22 protein-coding genes and 1 tRNA gene are annotated in these 21,985 nt (G+C 35.0%); 12 read left to right on the forward strand and 11 right to left on the reverse strand.

Annotation, left to right across the window (positions count from 1 at the left end; translation table 11 throughout):
* Positions 1 to 13 precede the first annotated feature (13 nt).
* Genes GOQ17_RS08320 through ubiE form a run of 5 tightly spaced genes read right to left on the reverse strand, consistent with a single transcriptional unit; the run spans position 14 to position 3,264 of the window.
* The gene (locus GOQ17_RS08320; protein WP_159636862.1) at positions 14 to 463 is read right to left on the reverse strand and encodes a GNAT family N-acetyltransferase; all 450 of its coding nucleotides are present in this window, start codon (positions 461 to 463) and stop codon (positions 14 to 16) included.
* A gap of 5 nt (positions 464 to 468) precedes the next feature.
* Positions 469 to 918, reverse strand: coding sequence for a GatB/YqeY domain-containing protein (locus GOQ17_RS08325; RefSeq protein WP_159636863.1), 450 nt, complete (start codon positions 916 to 918; stop codon positions 469 to 471).
* A 7-nt stretch (positions 919 to 925) separates the two neighbouring features.
* Complete coding sequence (locus GOQ17_RS08330; protein WP_159636864.1) at positions 926 to 1,684, reverse strand: SDR family oxidoreductase; 759 nt, start codon at positions 1,682 to 1,684, stop codon at positions 926 to 928.
* Between the two features lie 3 nt (positions 1,685 to 1,687).
* Positions 1,688 to 2,491, reverse strand: a complete 804-nt coding sequence (locus tag GOQ17_RS08335; protein WP_159636865.1) for a PorT — start codon at positions 2,489 to 2,491, stop codon at positions 1,688 to 1,690.
* 32 nt (positions 2,492 to 2,523) lie between these two features.
* Positions 2,524 to 3,264 carry a bifunctional demethylmenaquinone methyltransferase/2-methoxy-6-polyprenyl-1,4-benzoquinol methylase UbiE gene (ubiE, locus tag GOQ17_RS08340; protein ID WP_159636866.1) on the reverse strand — a complete coding sequence of 247 codons (741 nt, stop codon included), beginning with the start codon at positions 3,262 to 3,264 and terminating at the stop codon, positions 2,524 to 2,526.
* Positions 3,265 to 3,675: 411 nt separating this feature from the next.
* Between ubiE and dnaB the strand changes: the two genes are divergently transcribed.
* The gene (gene dnaB, locus GOQ17_RS08345; RefSeq protein WP_159636868.1) at positions 3,676 to 5,268 is read left to right on the forward strand and encodes a replicative DNA helicase; all 1,593 of its coding nucleotides are present in this window, start codon (positions 3,676 to 3,678) and stop codon (positions 5,266 to 5,268) included.
* Positions 5,269 to 5,344: 76 nt separating this feature from the next.
* On the opposite strand, the gene glsB is transcribed toward dnaB, so the two are convergent.
* Positions 5,345 to 6,295 (reverse strand): glycine N(alpha)-acyltransferase GlsB, encoded by a 951-nt coding sequence (glsB, locus tag GOQ17_RS08350; RefSeq protein ID WP_159636869.1) that lies wholly within the window; start codon positions 6,293 to 6,295, stop codon positions 5,345 to 5,347.
* A gap of 4 nt (positions 6,296 to 6,299) precedes the next feature.
* A complete protein-coding gene (glsA, locus tag GOQ17_RS08355) occupies positions 6,300 to 7,127 on the reverse strand; it encodes a lyso-glycine lipid O-acyltransferase GlsA (RefSeq protein WP_159636870.1) in 828 nt (275 codons plus the stop codon).
* A 179-nt stretch (positions 7,128 to 7,306) separates the two neighbouring features.
* Between glsA and GOQ17_RS08360 the strand changes: the two genes are divergently transcribed.
* From GOQ17_RS08360 to GOQ17_RS08400, 9 genes are all read left to right on the forward strand, one after another.
* Positions 7,307 to 7,966 carry a CBS domain-containing protein gene (locus tag GOQ17_RS08360; protein WP_159636871.1) on the forward strand — a complete coding sequence of 220 codons (660 nt, stop codon included), beginning with the start codon at positions 7,307 to 7,309 and terminating at the stop codon, positions 7,964 to 7,966.
* Positions 7,967 to 8,008: 42 nt separating this feature from the next.
* Positions 8,009 to 8,902 carry an NAD kinase gene (locus tag GOQ17_RS08365; RefSeq protein WP_159636872.1) on the forward strand — a complete coding sequence of 298 codons (894 nt, stop codon included), beginning with the start codon at positions 8,009 to 8,011 and terminating at the stop codon, positions 8,900 to 8,902.
* Positions 8,903 to 8,971: 69 nt separating this feature from the next.
* On the forward strand, positions 8,972 to 9,829 hold the full coding sequence (gene porG / locus GOQ17_RS08370; RefSeq protein ID WP_262885580.1) for a type IX secretion system protein PorG: 858 nt from the start codon (positions 8,972 to 8,974) through the stop codon (positions 9,827 to 9,829).
* A 4-nt stretch (positions 9,830 to 9,833) separates the two neighbouring features.
* On the forward strand, positions 9,834 to 10,571 hold the full coding sequence (uppS, locus tag GOQ17_RS08375; RefSeq protein ID WP_159636875.1) for an undecaprenyl pyrophosphate synthase: 738 nt from the start codon (positions 9,834 to 9,836) through the stop codon (positions 10,569 to 10,571).
* Between the two features lie 89 nt (positions 10,572 to 10,660).
* Positions 10,661 to 13,237, forward strand: coding sequence for an outer membrane protein assembly factor BamA (bamA, locus tag GOQ17_RS08380; protein ID WP_159636876.1), 2,577 nt, complete (start codon positions 10,661 to 10,663; stop codon positions 13,235 to 13,237).
* 55 nt (positions 13,238 to 13,292) lie between these two features.
* Complete coding sequence (locus GOQ17_RS08385; RefSeq protein WP_159636877.1) at positions 13,293 to 13,832, forward strand: OmpH/Skp family outer membrane protein; 540 nt, start codon at positions 13,293 to 13,295, stop codon at positions 13,830 to 13,832.
* 82 nt (positions 13,833 to 13,914) lie between these two features.
* Complete coding sequence (locus tag GOQ17_RS08390; protein WP_159636878.1) at positions 13,915 to 14,448, forward strand: OmpH/Skp family outer membrane protein; 534 nt, start codon at positions 13,915 to 13,917, stop codon at positions 14,446 to 14,448.
* 147 nt (positions 14,449 to 14,595) lie between these two features.
* Positions 14,596 to 15,888, forward strand: a complete 1,293-nt coding sequence (locus GOQ17_RS08395; protein WP_159636879.1) for a 4Fe-4S dicluster domain-containing protein — start codon at positions 14,596 to 14,598, stop codon at positions 15,886 to 15,888.
* Positions 15,889 to 15,899: 11 nt separating this feature from the next.
* Complete coding sequence (locus GOQ17_RS08400; protein WP_159636880.1) at positions 15,900 to 16,694, forward strand: (Fe-S)-binding protein; 795 nt, start codon at positions 15,900 to 15,902, stop codon at positions 16,692 to 16,694.
* Positions 16,695 to 16,735: 41 nt separating this feature from the next.
* On the opposite strand, the gene GOQ17_RS08405 is transcribed toward GOQ17_RS08400, so the two are convergent.
* From GOQ17_RS08405 to GOQ17_RS08415, 3 genes are all read right to left on the reverse strand, one after another.
* A tRNA-Leu gene (locus GOQ17_RS08405) sits at positions 16,736 to 16,819 on the reverse strand.
* A gap of 44 nt (positions 16,820 to 16,863) precedes the next feature.
* Positions 16,864 to 17,754: a Ppx/GppA phosphatase family protein gene (locus GOQ17_RS08410; protein WP_159636881.1), complete on the reverse strand. Its 891-nt coding sequence runs from the start codon at positions 17,752 to 17,754 to the stop codon at positions 16,864 to 16,866.
* 203 nt (positions 17,755 to 17,957) lie between these two features.
* Positions 17,958 to 18,212 (reverse strand): hypothetical protein, encoded by a 255-nt coding sequence (locus GOQ17_RS08415; protein WP_159636882.1) that lies wholly within the window; start codon positions 18,210 to 18,212, stop codon positions 17,958 to 17,960.
* A 134-nt stretch (positions 18,213 to 18,346) separates the two neighbouring features.
* Here GOQ17_RS08415 and GOQ17_RS08420 point away from each other — a divergent pair, with 134 nt between their 5' ends.
* Positions 18,347 to 18,883, forward strand: coding sequence for a hypothetical protein (locus GOQ17_RS08420; RefSeq protein WP_159636883.1), 537 nt, complete (start codon positions 18,347 to 18,349; stop codon positions 18,881 to 18,883).
* Here the strand turns inward: GOQ17_RS08420 and tamL are convergent.
* Complete coding sequence (gene tamL / locus GOQ17_RS08425) at positions 18,880 to 21,225, reverse strand: translocation and assembly module lipoprotein TamL (protein WP_159636884.1); 2,346 nt, start codon at positions 21,223 to 21,225, stop codon at positions 18,880 to 18,882. The genes GOQ17_RS08420 and tamL overlap by 4 nt on opposite strands.
* Positions 21,226 to 21,232: 7 nt before the next feature.
* Here tamL and GOQ17_RS08430 point away from each other — a divergent pair, with 7 nt between their 5' ends.
* On the forward strand, positions 21,233 to 21,982 hold the full coding sequence (locus tag GOQ17_RS08430; protein WP_159636885.1) for a TrmH family RNA methyltransferase: 750 nt from the start codon (positions 21,233 to 21,235) through the stop codon (positions 21,980 to 21,982).
* The last annotated feature ends 3 nt before the right edge of the window (positions 21,983 to 21,985 follow it).

Raw genomic sequence — 21,985 nt, forward strand, 5'->3', positions numbered from 1 at the left:
AAGGCTATATTTATTATGTTAACACCATTTCTACATGGGGAATATTATCTTCCAAGTAAGTTTCCTTACTCACCCGCACAAAACCTACATTCTCATAGAAAGCTTGCAAATGTGCTTGAGCACTAATCCGAACAGCTTCATTTGGAAAAACCTTTCGCATTGCTGAAATAGCCTCTTGCATAAGTTCGGTTCCCAATTTCAAATGACGAGCATTCGGATTCACCACTACCCGACCAATGGAAGCATCAGAATAAGAAACATGCGGCGGAAGTAAGCGCGCATAAGCTACAACCTCTTCGTTAATAATTCCCATCAAGTGCTTTCCTTTCAAATCTTTGTTATCGCATTCAGGATACAAACATTCTTGCTCCAACATAAACACATTGATACGAAGCTGAAGAATTTTATATAATTCCAAACTTGTCAATTCGGAAAATTCACGAACTACCCAAGTCGCTTTCATACAAATTAAGCTAAACTAGATTTTACAATTTCTGAAATAGTTTTGCCATCAGCTTTACCTGCCAATTGTACATTCGCAGCACCCATCACCTTACCCATATCCTTCATACCAGCAGCACCAGTTTCAGCAATGATATTTTTAATAACAACTTCAATTTCTTCACGAGACAATTGCTTCGGAAGATATTCTTCAATTACTTGTTGTTCCTCAAATTCTGTTTGGAACAAATCCTCACGACCTTGCTCCTTATAGATTTCACCAGACTCTTTACGTTGTTTTACCAATTTTTGTAAAACTTTAATTTCAGCATCTTCTGATAATTCGTCAACACCAGCCTTCTCCGTTTTTGCTAATAAAATAGCAGCTTTCACCGCACGTAAACCTCTCAAACGAACCGCATCTTTGGCAATCATTGCTGCCTTAATATCCTGATTTATTTTTTGTTCTAATGACATAATATGATTATTTTCTATTTACTATTGTTCCATTTGCTTGTGCCGTAGGCATGATTAGCAAATCATTAATATTAACATGTGCTGGTCGAGATAAGACAAATGCAATGGTTTCTGCAATATCTTCACCACTCAAAGGGGTTAAGCCTGTATATACCGATTTTGCACGTTCTTTATCTCCATGAAACCTTACTTCCGAAAATTCAGTTTCTACCATCCCGGGATTGATTGCCGTTACTTTGATACCAAAAGATAATAAATCAATGCGCATAGCTTTATTTAGCGCATCTACAGCATGTTTTGTTGCACAATAGACATTTCCGTTTGGATAGACTTCTTTTCCAGCTATTGAACCAATATTCACGATATGAGCATTTGTACTTTTCTTCAATAAGGGCGTTACAGCTTTCGTCACATATAAAAGACCTTTTACATTCGTATCAATCATTCTATCCCAATCATCAAGGTCCCCATCTTGCAATGCATCCAAACCTTGACTTAAACCAGCATTATTGATGAGAACATCAATATTTTTCCATTCTTCTGGAAGATTAGCAATTGCTTCTGCGACCTCTTCCCTATTTCGTACATCCAAAATAAAAGTATGAACGTCCAAATTTGGATATTGTTTCAACAACTCCTTTTTTAGCTGTGCTAATCTATCCTCACGGCGAGCACATAATAGTAACCTATAACCTTCTTTTGCCAATACGTTAGCACAAGCTAAGCCTATGCCCGAACTTGCTCCAGTAATTAAAACTGTTCTCATTTATTATTGAAATATCAAGCTAAAATAAATATTACGGATAAGTCCGCGATCTATTGGAGCCATAAATTTGTTTGCCTTAGATAAAAAATGATTATTGCTCAAAACATTGTGTATGCTCTGGCTAAACCGTACTTCTGGTGATACCTTAAAATAGGACATAAAAATATCAAACCCAAAGCCTGCTTCCCATGACATATATTCAGGTTTTAAAACTAAAACCTCAGTATGTGCTCGATTATTAATCTTTTCAGTACTTTGTTGATTGTAATTCGATATTATTCCCGTCCACCTAGTCAGTCTAACACCTCCAAGTATATACCCTCTATATTTTGTATCAGATTTAAAAATTCTCTTCTCTTCTGAAAGAAATTTCAAGACAACAGGAAATTCAAATGAATTAAAATTATCTCCTTGAACATCAGACAAAATATGTTTAGTCTTACGTGTCAAAGCGTTTATCTCAGGATTCATAGAAGCATATTCTATAGAATTTGAATTCAATATATTAAAGGATGGAGTAAAATTAATAGAAAGCTTATCATTCCACTTTACATCGACAGGAATTCCAATCGAAAATCCATGAGCTTCTTTATTACGAATTGATCTCAACCCATCCAAATAGGTCAAATCTTGAGGATCATCATCTAGTTCGTCAAACAATTGCTTCCAATTATCCTTTAATTTGATTTGATAACTTTGATTTATATAATTATACTGAAAGCCAATTTGAACAACAGCATCTTCATCGTAACCACTAAAAGGTAAACTAACAAACTTTTGCGCTAACAATGAGGTTATTGATAGCAAAAAAAATATAATTATAGTAAACCCATATCTTATCATTTCGAAGCTTCGTATATAGTACAGAATCCAAAAGTTTGCGGCCTCACATTCGTGGAACTAAAGCCAACTTTTTCGGTGATTTGAGCAAAACGCTTTCCATCTGGAAATTTTGCTACCGACTCTGGCAAATAAGAATATGCACTTGAATCCTTTGATATCAGCCTTCCATAAGCAGGCACTATTCTATGAAAGTAAAAATTATAAAACTGCTTAATTGGGAATGCAGTAGGATTAGATAACTCTAAAATTATAGCCTTTCCACCAGGTTTCAAGACGCGATATATTTCAGAAAGACCCTTTTCTAAATCTTCAAAATTACGGACACCAAAAGCGACAGTTACAGCGTCAAATGAATGGTCTTCAAACTGCAAATTCTCAGAGTCTCCAAGCTGCACTTCAAAAATATCCTGCAAGCCCTTTTTTACAATTTTCTCTTTTGCTACTTCCAACATACCTTTTGATATGTCTACCCCAACTATTTTTTTTGGTTTTAATATTTTGATAGACTCAATAGCAAAGTCGCCAGTTCCTGTAGCCACATCTAATATAGTTTGTGGTTGAATAGCTTGTAGTAGTTTGATTGCTTTTTTACGCCATATAACATCAATTCGCATCGTCATCAAACGATTCAAAAGATCGTATTTTTTCGAGATATTATTGAACATATCTGCGACTTGTTCTTTCTTTCCTCCGTCTTTCGACTTATATGGTTTTAGTGTAGAAGCTTCATTTGACATAACACAAAGATAGTATATATTTTATGTAGTATAAAGAAGAAAAAATCGACGATTAAACCAAGAACTATCCTTAACATACTGATAATGAAAACTTAACTTCACATTGCCTCTTGAACAAATTCACACGACAACCAAATTTCACTTATCCACATACTAACGAGTTTTCCACATTTTTACAAAAGACTGTTTAACAAACAATTAACAACACTATTAACACTTACTTCACAATATATGTGAATAATAAAACGTTATTTGATAGGACAAAATGCATTTCCAAAAATTACTTCACAATTGGATGTGAACAACTATAAATAGTTATAGAATGTATTTTTCTTACTTTTGTTATACGATGATTCACCTGTATAAAAACACAAGTGAATATATTGAAAAACAGAAATAATCAACGGGATAATGGAGCAAGAATTTTCAGGTCAAAATACAAATTTTAACAAGGCTAATTTCAACAAGAAACGCACAAGTCTAAACAATATGATTAGCGGTTTAGGAAAGTTACCTCCTCAAGCTATTGATTTGGAAGAAGCAGTACTTGGAGCTTTAATGTTGGAAAAAAATGCCCTTAGTGAAGTTATTGATATTCTGAAGCCTGATTCTTTTTACAAAGAAGCACATCAAAAAATATTTGAAGCTATTTTTTCTTTGTTTCAAAAGACTTCACCTATTGACATCCTTACGGTAACAGCTGAACTGCGTAAAATGGGCGCACTCGAAATGGTTGGTGGTGCATATTATATAACGCAATTGACTGATCGTGTTGTTTCCGCAGCGAACATTGAATACCATGCACGTATCATTTCTCAAAAATACATTCAACGTGAATTAATAAAGGTATCAACCGAAATTATCAATTCATCATACGATGAAACCTCTGATATTTTCGATTTATTAGATCACGCCGAAAAAAGTCTTTTTGATATAGCTCAAAATAATTTAAGACGAGACTCACGCAAGATGGACGACATTATGCGTGAAGCCATCAATAACTTAGAATTACTACGTGATCGTACTGATGGTCTTACGGGTATTCCATCTGGTCTAACGGCTTTGGATAGAATGACCTCAGGGTGGCAACCATCCGATTTGGTCATCATCGCAGCTCGTCCTGCAATGGGTAAAACAGCTTTTGTACTTTCTGTAGCCCGAAATGCTGCCGTCGATCACCAGCGCCCTGTTGTTGTATTCTCTCTAGAGATGTCATCCGTACAGTTGGTAAATCGTCTTATTGCCGGTGAAACCGAAATCGAACAAGAAAAACTGAAAAAAGGTAACCTTGCAGATCACGAATGGCAACAATTACACTCGAGAATTGGTCGTCTGACAGAAGCTCCAATTATTATCGATGACACCCCTGCTCTAAACGTATTTGAATTCCGTGCAAAATGCCGTCGTCTGAAGGCTCAGCACGATATTCAAATGGTTATCGTCGATTACTTGCAACTAATGCATGGTAAATCAGAAGGAAAAGGTGGTGGTAACCGTGAGCAAGAGATTGGTAGTATTTCACGCGCCTTGAAATCAGTAGCCAAGGAATTGAACGTGCCAGTATTGGCTCTATCACAGTTGAGTCGTGCCGTTGAATCTCGTCCAGGAAATAGTAAGCGCCCGATGTTATCCGATTTACGTGAATCTGGATCTATTGAGCAAGATGCCGACATGGTATTATTCTTATATCGTCCAGAATACTACGGTTTGACAGAAGATGAAGAAGGTCGCTCTACAGCAGGTGTAGGTGAAGTAATCATCGCAAAACACCGTAACGGTGAAACGGGCATTGTACCATTAAAATTCGTTGGTAAATATGTGAAATTCACAGATTTGGATGAAGACTTTGGCGGAATGGGTGCTGATTCATTTGGCGGAGGAAATGATTCTCCTTTCAGCAGCTCAGCAATGTCACCCTCTGCCTCATTCGACGATTTCATGGGCGGTGGGGGTATTACAATGCCATCACGTATGAATGACATGCCAGACGACGCGCCTTTTTAATAGATACTTTTAAAAATATTATAAAAAATTGGGGTTCAAAATATTTTGAACCCCAATTTTTTATAATTAAAATCACCTATTTCTCTACAAAGAACCTATCTCGCTCAAACGTGCTGATATGACGTTCTTTTTTAGGTAAATAAATATCATCCAACGTAATCAAAATACCTGTTTCTTCCACCTCTCCAAATTCATCATTTAATGCTGTGCCAAATGTCAACATTGTAGGCGATAGATTCATATATGTATTAATCAAAGGCGGAATATTCTCACCCAATTCTCGGATATGCTTATTTAATATTTTGTAACCATCTTTATAATTCAATCCATCAAATATACCAATGTATTTAGAGATATCTGTCTTGTAGCCTAAGTTGATATGCGCATATGGTCTCACTAGATTCTTGCGATCAGGAAAATAAGTTTCCATAAAATACATCAACAAATCACGCGCTTCTTCATTGAAATGAGGATACATGGTCACTTTTCCAAATAGGTACTTAATATCAGGATTTATAACAACTAAAGCACCTAGACCATCCCAAAGATTATCCAAGGAAAATAATCCTTTACGATTATCAATTGATGGTTGGTACCTAGGTTGAACCCAAGATCTCCCTAATTCTATCGTATACGGTAAATAATCTTTGTTAAATTCATCTGAGAACTCAAAATAGTGAGAAGTTGATAAATGAATATTCCCATTTTCATCTACAGATTGGTCACAACGAATAGTTCTGTAGCCTGCGATTATTTCTTCGTCTTCTGGGTTCCAGGCTATTAACTGATCATAATTGTGTGTACACGTATCATTCTCATCTATATCCAATGCTTGACCAGTACCCCCACCTGCAGCTCTAAAAGTAACTTCACGTAAACGACCTATCTCACGCATAATATTAGGCGCTGTATGGTAATTAACAAGATATACTTCATTATTACCGTTATTAGTATAACGTAAAAAAGCTTCTCTAGTCAACTCGGCCTTAATCAACTCTCTCTCAACTGGAGCTATAATTTCTTCCATATAATTATTTCTGCGTCTTCAAATCGTATACCAACTGCTTCACATCTGCAGCCCACTGTTTCTCATTTTTTGAATTATCAAATGTTGTATAAGGAATACGCTCCCCTACACGAATAATGACACGTTGATTACGCTGTGCAAAAAACTCATCCACTAAATACAACATTTCTAAATTAAATTTTACGCCTAATCGATTTCGCCAATTAGAAAGGTTGTAAAAGAAATTGGAATTCCTTCCTTCTATATACACTGGAATTATATCCTTCTTGTATTTTTTTGATTTGGAAATAAAACTTTTTTTCCACTCCAAATCCACTACTTGTCCATTAACTTTGCGTGATACTAAGCCCGCTGGAAACACCAAAAGAGCATGATCAGAAGCATAAGCCTCTTCTATTGCAGAAACAGCACTTTTATTTTGTCCACCAACTTTGTTAACCCCTACAAATAAAGGCTCTAAGTTAACTACATTCATAAGAATATCATTAACTAAAAATTTCACATCACGACGCACACGTCCAATCGCCTGCATAAAAGCAATTCCATCAAGCCCTCCTAAGGGATGATTTGACGCAAAGATAACACTTTCGTCTTGAGGAATATTTTCCGCACCTTCCAACACCACATCTACCCCCAAATCATTAATCAAGGCATCAACAAAGTCTAACCCCTTTAGATCTCGAAACCTATACATGATATCATTAATATCATCTTCATGAATAGTACGTTCAAGATAACTAATAACAGGACTTGGAATCCACTTTGCTAATCCCGGACTTTTTTTTCGTATTACTTCCCTTACCTGTATAAACTTCTTTTTGTCTTCAGCCATATGATACGATTTGCTACGGTTTTTATCTACAAATCTCGACGGGTAAAAATAAAAAAATATGCTCTAATATGGATATAATTTACAATATTTATTCCTTTAATTTTGCTTTTCATCCATTTTTTTTGAATATTTAGTAAACGATTTGCAATAATTAAAGTTCAACTTAATAAAGCATAGTTATGTTCATAGGACAATACATATCTACTGATTACCATGAAGTTTTGCTTTCAGACAGCATCGATTTTGCGCTCAATAAAATGACAGAAAACCATCTGAAACAATTGGCTGTTGTTGAAAATAATTTACTATACGGAATCATCACAGAAGACCATTTATTGGATCAAATTGATCCTATGGCAACTTTAGAGACAATCAAAATACTTTTTAAATCAGTTTATTTATTCGACTATCAACATATTTATGATGCATTACACACCATGGTTGCATTTGATTATTGCTTCATACCCATTTTGAATAAAACTCACGATTATCAAGGGGTTTTGACTAAACAAGGATTACTTGTTGCATTAAATAGCACATTGGGAAATGACGAAGGAGCTATTATTGTTTTAGAATTAGGTATACGAGATAATGCTTTATCTCACGTAGCAAGGATGATTGAAGCAGAAAACACCGCTATATTGAGTACAGCAGTGCACCACATTCCTGACAGTTCTAAACTCGAGATGACTATAAAAGTCAACAAAACTAATATTTCATCAGTCATTGCATCGTTGTGGCGAAACGATTATGTTGTAAAGGCGACTTTTAGAGATGGTGGAGCGCAGTCCGATATACAAGAGCGATACGACCTTTTGATGAATTATTTAGATTTATAAGCAATTCTTCGCACCTTTGTAGTGAATTTCAAACTTGCTAAAATGCAACATCAGAAGATTGCCATATTCGGAAGAGTATTTAATACATCTATTACGCCATTTATTGAGACGTTATTTAATTATTTGGAAAGTAAAAAAATAGAGGTTGTTATTTACCAAGAATTTTACGACTTCCTCTTAAACACAAGCAAATGCCCTACGAATCTCCATACTTTTGAAGCGCACCACGATTTACCAAAAGATATTGATTTCTTACTAAGTTTGGGTGGAGATGGTACTATGTTGGCTGCTGTATCTGTAATTCGTGATTCAGGTATTCCGATTGCTGGTATCAATTTAGGTAGATTGGGTTTTTTGGCTAATATTCCAAAGGAAAATATCGAATCTGCATTAAGTCAAATCGTAGAAAACCAATATACTATCCAAAAAAGAACACTATTAAGTGTAGAAAGTAATCAGCAAGAACTTTTTGGAAAAGATAATTTTGCTTTGAATGATATTACGGTATTTCGTTATGATTCCTCTTCAATGATAACCGTAAATGCTATGATCAATGATGAATTGCTAAATTCTTATTGGGCAGATGGATTGATCATTGCTACTCCAACCGGTTCCACTGCATATTCACTAAGCTGTGGTGGTCCTATTATAATGCCTGGCAGTGGTAACTTCGTAATTACACCTATTTCTCCACACAATTTAAATGTGCGTCCTATAGTTGTTTCAGCGGATATGACTCTTCAACTTAAAATTGAAAGTAGAACAGATAAATATATTTTAAGTTGTGATTCAAAAAGTGAAACACTTTCGACAGATATTGAAATAACCATTCGTAAAGCACCATTTGAAATCAATTTGATAAGGTTACAAAATGACAGTTATTTTGGCACATTGCGTGAAAAACTCCTTTGGGGAATTGATGTAAGAAACTATTAATATAGTTTTGAACTTTAAATCACTACAATTATTCCAAAAATTTTATCTTTACAACCAAATTAAAAGACTTTGTTTTTTTTACGCTTAACCATATTAATCCTGTTATCCATATTGTCGATAGAAATCTATGCGCAACGCATAGAAATTGGAGCTAATGGCAGTGTTACAGGTTATATGGGGGATATTAATACTTCAAGTCCTTTATATTTCAAAAATCTAGGTGGCGGACTTTTCGTTAAATATAATCTTGACCCTACTTGGGGGATAAAACTAAGTGCTAATCATTTACTGATTTCGGGTGATGACCAAGATTTTGACAATGACTTTCAACAGATTCGTAATTTAAAATTTAAAAATCAGCTAACAGAAGCTGCTCTTAGCATTGACTTTAACTTTTTGACTTATTTTGATAGTCGCCATAAATCAAAAATCACACCTTATCTTTCTGCTGGATTGGCGGTAATTAAACATAATCCATATATATATTATGACGAAAACAAAATTTATCTAAGACCACTAAAGCTTGAATATGATGCTAACTCTAATTCGCAAATATATAATAATTTGAATGTAGCCGTACCTTTAGGGATTGGTATTAAATATAGATTGAACAGCGAATGGTCTATAGGTGTAGAAGCAAAGTATAGAATTGCATTTACTGATTATCTAGATAATATCAGTAGAGAATATGCTACATCAGTTCCTATAGACATTGTTATTCCTAATGCAACAGTAGGTGTAGATGGTGAACGCAGACCCTTTGATCAAAATGATTGGAGATATTTGGCTGATCCATCTAATAATTTGAGTATAAATGCTGGTACAGCACGAGGTGATGGCAAAAGGAAAGATGGATATATGACAGCAGGAATTACATTGACATATACTATATTTGACCCTAATTGCTACAGCTGGATAAAAAGATAAGAGAATGAGTTTGAAGAACAAGATAAATAGATCAAAATTACCTCAGCATATTGCTATAATTATGGATGGTAACGGTCGATGGGCAAAAGGATTGGGCAAGTTGAGGGTTTTTGGACACAAAAATGGGGTTACAGCTGTACGTGAAGTGTTAGAAGGAGCTATTGAAGTAGGTGTAAAACACTTGACTTTGTATGCCTTTTCGTCAGAAAATTGGAACAGACCAAAAATGGAGGTTCAAGCTTTAATGGAACTTTTAATAAACTCTTTGAACAAAGAACTCCCAACCTTCCAAAAAAATGGTGTACGTTTAAAAGCGATTGGCTCATTAAATACTCTTCCAACAAATTGTCAAACGACACTGGCAGATACCATCGAATTAACAAAAAACAATGATACTTGTGTTTTAACATTAGCCTTGAGCTATGGTTCACGCAACGAAATTATAGAAACAACAAAAACTATTGCACAGAAAGTAGCAAATGGTGAGATTAATGCTGATGACATTAACGATGATCTATTTAGTACTAATTTGCAGACTGCTGGAACACCAGATCCTGATTTGATGATCCGTACAAGTGGTGAACAGCGCATTAGCAACTTCTTACTTTGGCAAATGGCATATACCGAACTTTGGTTTTCACCAAAATTATGGCCCGACTTCACAAGAGAAGATTTATTTGGCGCGATTCTCGATTTTCAAAATAGAGAAAGAAGGTTTGGAAAGACCAGTGAACAGCTTTAATCGGTGTATAAAGCGTGTTTTTAATAATTTATCTTTTAACAAAAATTAACAACAGTTTGATGTACTTTAGCATCCATAATTAGAATTAAATGAAGCAACTATACATTCTGACATTAACATTTATATTATTCACTTGGTCCAACACTTTTGCTCAAGTTCAAGGTCCTATTAATCTTTCGGATCCCGATGAATTTAGCTATTTACAACCAAAAGATTATGTCATTGCTGGTGTGACCGTACAAGGTGCACAATATCTAGACACAGATGTATTGATTACTATCTCTAAATTATCTGTAGGACAATACATCGAAGTTCCTAGTGAGGCTACTTCTAATGTGATCAAAGATTTAATGGCTCAAAATCTTTTCGAGGATGTACAACTTTGGGCAACACGTGTTGAAGGAGAAAATATTTTCTTCGAAATTCGTGTGCAAGAAAGACCTCGTTTGACACGTATAGAAATCCATGGATTGAGCAAATCACAAACTGAAGAAATCAACAAACGATTAAATGCAAACTCAGGTCGTATTGTAAATGACAATTTACTGCAATCTACTAAAAATACAATTACTAAATTTTTACGCGAAAAATCATTCTTATATCCAGATATAAAAATTCAGACAGTAAAAGACTCTGCGCAGACTAACAATGAAATTGTAGTAGTGGATGTGGAGAAAAACAAGAAGATCAAAGTAAATAGTGTTCATTTCAACGGAAATGAAACTTTTACTGATAAAGAGCTTACAAAATACCTTAAAGGTGTAAAACCTCGTAAATGGTTCCGTATTTTCGGCCCTGGTAAATTCAAAGACGACAAATACGCGGAAGCAAAAGAAAAATTAATTGCCAAACTTCAAGATAAAGGCTACCGTGATGCACAGATTTTGCGCGATTCGGTATACAGATTTGATAACAATGAGGTAGCTATCGATATTGAAGTGTATGAAGGTCCTAAATATTATGTTGGTAATATCGACTGGACAGGTAATACCAAATTCACGGATTCTGTATTAAATATAATCTTAGGTATTGAAAAAGGAAATGTCTATTCTGAAGAAAAACTAACGAGCAAACTGATGGGACCAACACGTAATAGTGACGACATCAGTGCCATATATCAAAATGATGGTTATTTGACATTCAACGTTAATCCTATTATCAAAAGAATTTACAACGATACTATAGACCTTGAAATTCAAATTTCGGAAGGTAAGCAATATACCATCAACAATGTAATCGTAAAAGGTAATGACGTGACAAATGACCGTGTAGTGTTGCGTTCTATCTATACAAAACCAGGTCAAAAATATTCGAGAGAGTTAATCATGCGTAGTATCCGCGAAATTTCGCAATTGGGTATGTTTGACGAGCAAAAAATCACACCTGATATCCCTTCATCTACAATGAATCATGACGAAGGTACAACAGATGTTGTTTTCAACGTTGTTGAGAAGCCATCGGATCAAGTAGAACTTTCGGGTGGTTACGGTGCTGGACAAATTATCGGTACGTTAGGTTTGACATTTAACAACTTCTCCACAAGTAATTTCTTCAAAAAAGATGCTTGGAAACCTCTTCCTCGTGGAGATGGACAAAAATTAAGTATTCGTGGTCAAACTTCTGGTAAACGTTATCAATCGTATAGCTTCTCTTTCTCTGAACCATGGTTAGGTGGTAAAAAACCTATTTACTTTGGTTTGAGTGCTTACACCTCCAATTCTTCTTACGGTGGATTCAACTACTACACTGGAGAGCAAATGGTAGCAGATAGAGACTTACAACGTATTTGGATGTCTGGAGTTACAGCTTCTTTGGGTAAACGTTTGCAATGGCCTGACAACTATTTCCAAATCAATAGTTCATTATCATTCCAACGCTATAAATTACAGAATTACGGTAACTACTTCTTGTTCTCTGATGGTACAGCGTACAACATCAACTTGACGCAAGAAATTAGTCGTAACTCTATTGATGCACCTATCTACCCTACTTCTGGTTCGCATATCAAGTTCTCGGTTTCATTGACACCGCCATATTCAGCTTGGAATAACATTAATTATCAAACAGATGCTGACCAAATAAGATACAAATGGACTGAATACCACAAGTGGAAATTTGATTCACAATGGTATACTAAGGTGGCAGGTAAATTAATTTTGAAATCTCAAGCACAATTCGGTTACTTAGGTAATTACACAAATAGAACAGAAACATCTACATTCGAACGCTTCAAACTGGGTGGTGATGGTATGCAAGGATTTGATTTCTTACAAGGTTCTGAAATCATCGCAATGAGAGGTTATGCAAATGGAACAATTATCCCTGCTTCAACAGGTAATGGTTACCAAAATATTGCAATCAATTCTGGTAGTCCGATCTATGCGAAGTATCAATTAGAATTACGTCACCCAATCTTATTAAACGACCAAGCAACTGTATTTGCTTTAGCATTTGCGGAAGCAGGTAATACTTGGAACAAGTTTTCTGAAGTCAATCCATTCAAAATGCGTCGTTCAGCAGGTATAGGAGCGCGTATCTTCCTACCGATTTTTGGTATGTTAGGTATTGACTATGGTCATGCATTCGATCCTATTCCAGGAATGCGTACTGATGCGTGGAGACAAAACTTTACCTTCAGTATTATACAAAATATGGGAGGTTTTTAATAGATTAAACTTTTTAGTATAATTGTTGTCCTATAGAAAAAGTAATTGGTAGTATATGAAAAAGATTTTTGCTATTTTGACATTCTTCACATTGAGCATCAGTGCTACTTTCGCACAGCGCCTTGCCTATGTAGATTCTGAATATATATTGAGACACGTACCTGAATATACTTCAGCCCAAAAACAAATTGACGATCTTACCAAAAAATGGCAAGACGATATTGATAACCAATATGCAGACATTGAAAAATTGTATAAGGCTTATCAAAATGATCATTCCTTATTGAGTGAGGATATGCGTAGACGTCGAGAAGATGAGATTGTAAACAAAGAGAAACAAGTAAAAGATTTGCAACGTCAAAAGTTTAGCTATGGTGGTGATTTGGAAAAAGAAAGAACAAGATTGTTCCAACCGATTCAAGATAAAGTGGCTAAAGCAATTCAAGATTTTGCAAAAGCACAAGGCTTTGATTTTATCGTAAATAAAGGGAGTGAGTTGACATTTTTATATGTAAATCCTACTTTAGATAAAAGTAATGATATCATCACAAAATTAGGCTACAAACCTAATCCTGCGCTACTACAAGCAAATTAATAAAAGAATAAAACTGATTTATTAACATAGAAAATAGTATAGAAAAATTACTTTTGTAAGTATTGAGATTAAAATGAAAAGAATGAAAAATTTATTAAAAGGAGCAGTATTATTTATCGGTATGTTTGCAGCTACTACTGTTGCAAATGCACAACAAAAAATTGGCCATATCAACGCTGACGAAATATTTCAACAAACAGCGGATTTTAAAACAGCGACAGATCAGTTGAAAGTTTTGAGTGATGCAAAACAGAAAGAAATCCAAGATATGGTTGCTTTACTACAAGCTAAAGAAAAAGAAGCTAACGATTTGATGTTAAATCAAAGTGAAGCAAACAAAGCAGAAACACAAACCAAATTACAGGCTATTGGTCAAGAATATCAACAAATGCAAACTCGTGTACAAGAAGTACAAAAAGTAGCGCAAGAAGAAGTTGGTAAGAAACAACAAGAATTAATGGCTCCTATCCAAACAAAAGTAATGAATGCAATTACTGCGGTAGCGAAAGAAAAAGGTTATGCGTATATCTTTGACATCGGATCTGGTGCGGCAGTTTATTATGCAGGTGGTGATGACGTATCAGCAGACGTAAAAGCTAAATTAGGTATTAAATAAGAAATTTATAACTTTCTACAAAAGGTGACTTCTCATAAAAGTCACCTTTTTTTTTGTTTACAATTTTTAATCGCTCTAAATTATTATATTATGCATGCATAATATTAGCAAGATTGTTATATTTGTTTATAAACCTGAATAAACATTATGATAAGCCAACTATTATTTGCTATCGTATTAATTGCAGCGCTCTTGCTTTTTTATAAAAATGCAAGCAAAATCTATCAAAATATAAGACTGGGAAAATCAGTTAATAGATTTGATAATCCATCCCTTCGTATGAAAACGATGTTATTGGTAGCTTTTGGACAGAAAAAAATGTTTAAAAGACCAATCCCAGCTTTATTGCACTTATTTGTATACGTAGGCTTTATTATCATCAACATTGAGATGATAGAAATTGTAGTAGATGGTTTATTTGGTACCCATCGTGTCCTATCCTTCTTCGGTGGCATTTATGACTTTTTAATTGCCTCATTTGAAATATTAGCATTTACTGTTCTTATTTCATGCCTAATATTCTTAATTAGAAGAAACATCCTAAAATTGAAACGACTTAACCAAGCAGAGTTGAACAATTGGCCTAAAACAGATGCCAACTATATTCTCATAGCCGAAATACTATTGATGAGTGCATTTTTGTTTATGAATGCTGCCGACTTGAAATTACAGTCATTACCTGCTGAGCATTATACACCAGCAGGTTCCTTCCCCATTAGTCAATACTTAGTTACTCTTTTGCCAGAAACTATTTCTAGTTTAATCTTAATCGAAAGATTCAGCTGGTGGTTTCATATAGTCGGTGTACTTGCTTTCATGAACTACTTGCCGATATCCAAACATCTACATATCCTATTAGCATTTCCTAATACATATTTTTCAAATTTAGATCCTAAAGGCAAATTTGAAAACATGGAATCTGTTACGGCAGAAGTGAAAGCTATGCTAGACCCGTCTCTACCTCCACCTTCTGGAGAAGTAAGCAGATTCGGGGTTAAAGATGTACAAGACTTAACTTGGAAAAATCTATTAGATGCTTACACGTGTACAGAATGTGGTCGATGTACTGCAGCTTGCCCTGCAAATATTACGGGGAAATTATTATCACCGCGTAAGATTATGATGGATACCCGTGATCGTCTGGAAGAAGTAGGAAAGAATATTGACAAGAATAAAACATATATTGACGATGGAAAATCCTTAATAGATTCCTTTATCAGAAGAGAAGAGATATGGGCGTGTACAAGTTGTAATGCCTGTGTAGAACAGTGTCCAGTAAATATTAATCCATTGGAAATAATCATGGGCTTACGCCAATATGCCATCATGGAAGAATCACAAGCTCCATCAAGTATAAACAATATGTTGGGAAACCTAGAAAATAATGGTGCTCCATGGAAATACGCTCAAGCTGATCGCGCAAATTGGACTCAAAATTAAAATAGCTAAACATGGAAAATAACTTACATATCCCTACTGTAGCCGAACTCTTAGCCAATGGCGAATCACCTGCTTTATTGTTTTGGGTAGGATGCGCAGGTTCTTTTGATGAACGTGCGAAACGTATCACACGTGATATCTGCAAAATTCTCCATCATGTAGGAATTAAATTTGCGATATTGGGAACGGAAGAAAGCTGCACAGGTGATCCTGCTAAACGTGCAGGTAATGAATTTGTATTCCAAATGCAAGCTATGATGAATATTCAGGTATTGGATGGCTATGAGATAAAAAAAATTGTAACAGCATGTCCGCACTGCTTTAATACCTTAAAAAACGAATATCCGTCTTTGGGTGGGCATTACGAAGTAATTCATCATACACAATTAATTCAGTCCTTGATTGATGAGGGAAAATTAAAACCCAGTGATGGCAATGAATTCAAAGGAAAAAAAATAACCTACCACGACCCTTGCTATTTAGGGCGTGCAAATGAGGTTTATGAAGCTCCTCGAAAAGTATTAGAAGCCTTAGATGCTGATTTAGTTGAACTAAAACGTTGCCGTAGCAACGGATTATGCTGTGGTGCTGGTGGTGCGCAAATGTTTAAAGAACCAGAATCCGGGAAAAAAGATATCAATGTAGAACGCATTGAAGATGTGATCGAAAGTAATGCTAATATTGTAGCTGCAGCTTGTCCATTTTGCATGACTATGTTACGTGATGGAGTTAAAGTCAAAGAAAAAGAGCAAGAAATACAGGTTTTAGATATTGCGGAGATTACCGTAAGGGCGAACAAGTTATAATGCAAAAAGCGGAAAGTTGAACTTTCCGCTTTCTGTCTTTGTACCTAGGAGCAGATTCGAACTGCCACGCTCTTGCGAGCGCCACCCCCTCAAGATGGTGCGTCTACCAATTTCGCCACCTAGGTGTTTGTAGGCACAAAAATATATCTTTTTTTAATACTTACAAGAGCTAGTCAGATAATATTTTAGTATAATTTTTTTGTACCAATTGCTGAATAATGCCATCCACCAGACCGACACGGGGAGCCACAATATTTTTCAGATGACCAGACTTCATGATTGTTAAAAATATTTCAGCAGCAGGTATAATTACATCAGCTCTATCTGAACGTAATCCCAAGTCATAAATACGATCTTTTAGAGAATAAGAATTCAAATGTTCATAGATCGCTCTTAACTTAGCATAACTAAAAGGCTTATCTTCTCCCTTATTTGCTATTCTAGATAGTTTATTGATATTTCCACCGGTTCCTATCCCATAGATATCTTTATATCCTTTAGTGATTTCTTTGACCCAGGTTCGCATATCTTGCCAAGTTTCTGGCGTATCTTGGTTATCCAAAATGCGGATGGTACCCAAGTTAAATGAACGAGAACCTTTTAATTCTCCATTTGCGAATAAAGATATTTCAGTACTTCCGCCACCCACATCTATATACAAATATGCTTTATCTCTATCCATTATACCGCTTAGATAAGCATTATAGATAATCTTAGCTTCAACTCCACCATCGATTATTCGAATATCAATACCGACTTCTTTACACGCCGCTACCACTTGTGCTCCGTTCTCAGAATCACGCATAGCCGAAGTTGCACAGGCGATGTAATCGCTTACTTTGTATACATCGATCAGATCTTTGAAGGCACGCATCGTCTTGACCATATCCTCAAACTTAGCTGGTGAAATTTTCTTATCCACAAAAGCATCATCTCCAAGACGCAATGGAACACGCAATAATGTATTTTTGGTATAAGATATTTTATTATCTTTTCGTAAGATATCTGCAATTAGTAAGCGAACTGCATTTGATCCAATGTCTATAGCTGCAAATCTCAAAAGTAAATTTTTAGTTGTAAATAAATATGTCTACAAGAACCAAATTACTATTACATAATTAAATTTTTGTTAACAGAATGTTAATCTTAAATTTAGGACTTATAAAATCAATAAAAAATAATATTTCTGTAAAAATAAAAGCAGCGAAGTAAATTCGCTGCTTTTATAAATATTTTTTAAGGAGTATTCCGAAAAGTCTACTCTTATTTTGTACCGAAACCTAAAATTTTAAAAACAACCTTGAATGCTATAATCGAAGCAATAACGATTGCAACATTAGCTATCAAAGAAAACAAAAAAGTATATTGATTCAATGCGCTCACTTCATCTGGCACGAATCTTACAAACACACCAAATAAACCAAGGATAATAGCAATAGTCAACGTCACATAGTAATGCGTTTGATTAGCATTGTTATCAGTTGTTTTCGGTTGTCTTTGTGCTGTAGTATTTTCCATAATAATATGCTCTTTTTTAACTAATGCAAATGTACAAAGTATATCTACATTTCAAAAATAATTTAACCAATAAAAACGCCAAATATCCCAACTAATCCCTGAATTATTTTGTAATATTGCTGTGAATTATTGATATGAGAAATTATTATATAGTCTTATTGCTAATTTTGAGTACGGCAGTCGTTAAGGCGCAAGCTACTTTTCAACGAATTGATAATTTTGTCATTAAAGAAAATCTTACCTCCAATGGCAAAATTGCGATTGTGGCAGTCGATTCAGCGGATGCAGCCTTAGATTATATAAATGGAACATTTAAGTTTACTATCAATGGTTTTGAGCAATCATTGGCTTTTCATGATGGTGTAGCAGTACCTTCTCATGCTATAGAAAGCTCTACTTTTGTATATTTTAAACATAAAAATCAAGAAAAAACAACTGGTAAACTATATTTCCTATACAAGAAAGAGAATAAAATCACACCACTTAAAATTAATGGTCTATTGCTCTTGATTATTCCAGCACTTATTTTATTGGTTGCGTATGCTGCTAAAAGATTACTTATTACCTTCATCATTTTAGCTATTGTATATGGTTATTTCTCTTATAGCAAAGGACTATCTGTTACACAGATTTTAGAAAGTGCATTTCAGGTTATGAAAAATCTATTTTAAAAAGGTAGGCCTACTCCAAAATTATATTGGAATAAACTGTAGCGATCAGGTCTGTGGGTATTGAAATAATCTGCTTTGAATTCTTTAGAATTGAATAAATGTTGGATTACCCATTGATTTTTGCCTGAAAATTGTGGATCCTTGATTTTCAATCCAGCATCCAAACGAATAGTAAAATAGTCCATATCGAACCGCAAACCAAATCCTGTTCCCACTGCTATCTGAGAAAAAAACTTATCGAATTTAAAAACACCGCCCTTATTCAATTCATTCTCACGAAGCAGCCAAACATTCCCCATATCCAAAAATGTCGCTCCATTGAGCTTTGCCCCTAAAAATCTATTCAAGATCCGGAATCTATATTCTAGGTTGGATTCTAATTTCATTTCGCCCAACTGATCCAAATTGCGTAGATTCACACGTAAATCCTCTCGAATTGAACTTCTATTATAATTTCCAGGACCCAATGTACGTGCTTGCCAAGCACGAATACCATTCATACCTCCTGCATAAAAGCTTTTCTCAAATATCAATAAACTCGAATTATTGCCATAAGGAACAATAGCTCCACCATTAAACCGAAATATCAACTGTTGATTGCCACCGAAATGTTTATATAGTCGGTAATCTATTTCACCTTTGATATATTGAAGATAGGTCACACCGAATATTGTCTTGGAACCATCAGCACTTTTCTGGAAATTTAAAACATTATTCAAAAGCCCCAAAGTAGATCCACTCATATCAAAAGATCCTCGAAAAAACTGAAAATTATCAAGGGTTTGCAACTTCTTTGCATTGTAAGTCAGTGCATATTGAGCGCCTAATCCAAAATATTGTCTGTCATTGGAAGCAATATACAATTGATAACCTTCTTGTTCTAGCTCTGCTCTGAAAGCGGCATCAAACTGACCATCGCGATATTCTACAACAATAGGCGTATAACTGTGTTGCAAATTTGGTGTCTGCCACCAAGAATAATTCAAGGTATTAATAAAATAACTATTTGTATACGTGCGATCCTGATCAAAAAATTGGATATTCGAAGATAGTGTTGTTCTCGGTAATCCAAATCTTCCTGTATTCCCCCAGCCAAAAGGCAAGAGCATACGTGGAATAACTAAACTCACTCCTGCTTGAAAATCATTATTAAAAACCTTTTGTGATAATTTACCTGGCAATCTTGGATCAAAGAGAACACCGTATTTCAACTTCAACTCCAACAATTCGGAACCACCGAAGATATTTCGGTGAGAAAATGTATTTCCTATATTGAATCCGCTCATTCCTGAGCTAAAAGTATATTCACCTTCAATCTGATTTGACATCAATGACCGAGGCGTCAATTCATAATTTACATTTAAGAGACTGTCGCCTTCCTTTTCGTAATTAATCTTGACGCTACGAAATCCATTCATTTCGTACAATCTATCGTAAGACAAATTCTCGTTTCCAAGACTATATTTATCTCCTTCACGCAAATACATATAACGTGCAAGAGGTTTAAGTTTGTATCTGGAACTGTGATCTACGACATCAATACCATAAATTGAATCTCTGACTACTTCCGTACTTGTAGAAATTGTACCGTCATATTTATTAATCTTTAATGAAACATCATTGATTCGATAAGCCTTAAGTGTGGTTGAGTCTGGCACAGAAACTTGAATCTCAATATCTGCGGTTTCGGCATTACGATTCGTGTCTACCGCAATACGCATATACTGTCTCAAATAGTCGTAATATCCTTCGTTGCGCATGGCATCGTACAAAGATTCACGCAACTCAGCAAAATCATTAACATTATATGATATACCAGTTTTTAAATTAGATTTATCTTCTACATTTTTCTTATAAACATTTGCGGTATAATCTGCATCAAAATTTGTCGTAATCTTACCAATTCGAAATACGGAATCAGGAATTGCTTCAAAATTAATCTTAGATTTTTTGTTTGCAACAGTAATATTCGAGGTAACTTGAGCTCTAAAATATCCCCGTGTGTGCAAAAATCGTTGAATTTGAATAGCTGATAATTCGACTAACGAAGTGTCTAAAATACGAGGTGCTTCCCCCACAGAACGTAGCTTTTCAGTCTTGTACCTACCCGCACGAGTGTTGAATATATTATAGATAGTTAAATTCAACGCTGAATTAGGGCGAATTTCATTCGAAATATATTGGTATGCATCTTCCTTTAAATGTACAGGAAAACCTTCCAAATCAACTTTTGTAACCAGAGCTTGATCTTCTTCTAAATATTTTGCGGAACGGCAAGATTCAAAAAATAAAAGTAAAAATGCTATACTTGCAATAAAAAATAGTCTACTCTTTTTATTCATTAATTCGATGTTATCAAAAGCTCAAATAAGTTTAATTACTTCGTTACAAAACAAGAAATTCCGTTTACAACATCAAGTTTTTGTAGTTGAGGGAATTAAATCCGTATTAGAGTTCGTCAATTCTTCATACAAGGTACAAAAAATATACGCTACCCCACAAGCGCTAACAAAGTTGGATAAAATCCCGCATAATATAAAATTAGAGGAAGTTAGCGAACAAGAATTCTCTAAAATTAGTGGTCTAAAGACACCACAGGGTGCTCTAGCCCTTGTAGAGATTCCTCAAAATAATGAGCTTAAAAAACAAGATTTATATGGCAAACACAGCTTAGTATTAGATGATGTTCAAGACCCTGGCAATCTCGGCACCATCATACGCACTGCAGAATGGTTTGGCATCAAACATATAATTTGTTCCATCGGAACTGTCGATGCCTACAACCCTAAAGTCGTACAAGCAACAATGGGATCCCTTTCACGCGTGCAGTTGTATTATGTGGATTTAGAAAAATTTATTAAAAAAAATACATTGCCGACTTTTGGAGCTTTGCTTAATGGTGATTCCATATATAAAACTGACTTTGGAAATGAAGGGTTGATTATCATGGGAAATGAGGGAAATGGCATCCGTCCAAATTTAATTTCGAAGATAGATACAGCAGTTACTATTCCACGTGTCGGAGAAGCTGAATCTTTAAATGTTGCAATAGCAGCGACAATATTTTGTTCTGAAATCAGCAGACAACAACTCAAATAAGAA

The organism is Sphingobacterium composti (assembly GCF_009829075.1).
Classification (GTDB): Bacteria; Bacteroidota; Bacteroidia; order Sphingobacteriales; family Sphingobacteriaceae; genus Sphingobacterium; species Sphingobacterium composti.

Excerpts from the sequence above, each read along its gene's own strand:
- GOQ17_RS08320 (WP_159636862.1), bottom strand. The coding sequence starts at position 463 with ATGAAAGCGACTTGGGTAGTTCGTGAATTTTCCGAATTGACAAGTTTG.
- GOQ17_RS08325 (WP_159636863.1), bottom strand. The coding sequence starts at position 918 with ATGTCATTAGAACAAAAAATAAATCAGGATATTAAGGCAGCAATGATT.
- GOQ17_RS08330 (WP_159636864.1), bottom strand. The coding sequence starts at position 1,684 with ATGAGAACAGTTTTAATTACTGGAGCAAGTTCGGGCATAGGCTTAGCT.
- ubiE (WP_159636866.1), bottom strand. The coding sequence starts at position 3,264 with ATGTCAAATGAAGCTTCTACACTAAAACCATATAAGTCGAAAGACGGA.
- dnaB (WP_159636868.1), top strand. The coding sequence starts at position 3,676 with ATGGAGCAAGAATTTTCAGGTCAAAATACAAATTTTAACAAGGCTAAT.
- glsB (WP_159636869.1), bottom strand. The coding sequence starts at position 6,295 with ATGGAAGAAATTATAGCTCCAGTTGAGAGAGAGTTGATTAAGGCCGAG.
- glsA (WP_159636870.1), bottom strand. The coding sequence starts at position 7,127 with ATGGCTGAAGACAAAAAGAAGTTTATACAGGTAAGGGAAGTAATACGA.
- GOQ17_RS08360 (WP_159636871.1), top strand. The coding sequence starts at position 7,307 with ATGTTCATAGGACAATACATATCTACTGATTACCATGAAGTTTTGCTT.
- GOQ17_RS08365 (WP_159636872.1), top strand. The coding sequence starts at position 8,009 with ATGCAACATCAGAAGATTGCCATATTCGGAAGAGTATTTAATACATCT.
- uppS (WP_159636875.1), top strand. The coding sequence starts at position 9,834 with ATGAGTTTGAAGAACAAGATAAATAGATCAAAATTACCTCAGCATATT.
- bamA (WP_159636876.1), top strand. The coding sequence starts at position 10,661 with ATGAAGCAACTATACATTCTGACATTAACATTTATATTATTCACTTGG.
- GOQ17_RS08385 (WP_159636877.1), top strand. The coding sequence starts at position 13,293 with ATGAAAAAGATTTTTGCTATTTTGACATTCTTCACATTGAGCATCAGT.
- GOQ17_RS08390 (WP_159636878.1), top strand. The coding sequence starts at position 13,915 with ATGAAAAATTTATTAAAAGGAGCAGTATTATTTATCGGTATGTTTGCA.
- GOQ17_RS08395 (WP_159636879.1), top strand. The coding sequence starts at position 14,596 with ATGATAAGCCAACTATTATTTGCTATCGTATTAATTGCAGCGCTCTTG.
- GOQ17_RS08400 (WP_159636880.1), top strand. The coding sequence starts at position 15,900 with ATGGAAAATAACTTACATATCCCTACTGTAGCCGAACTCTTAGCCAAT.
- GOQ17_RS08415 (WP_159636882.1), bottom strand. The coding sequence starts at position 18,212 with ATGGAAAATACTACAGCACAAAGACAACCGAAAACAACTGATAACAAT.
- GOQ17_RS08420 (WP_159636883.1), top strand. The coding sequence starts at position 18,347 with ATGAGAAATTATTATATAGTCTTATTGCTAATTTTGAGTACGGCAGTC.
- tamL (WP_159636884.1), bottom strand. The coding sequence starts at position 21,225 with ATGAATAAAAAGAGTAGACTATTTTTTATTGCAAGTATAGCATTTTTA.
- GOQ17_RS08430 (WP_159636885.1), top strand. The coding sequence starts at position 21,233 with ATGTTATCAAAAGCTCAAATAAGTTTAATTACTTCGTTACAAAACAAG.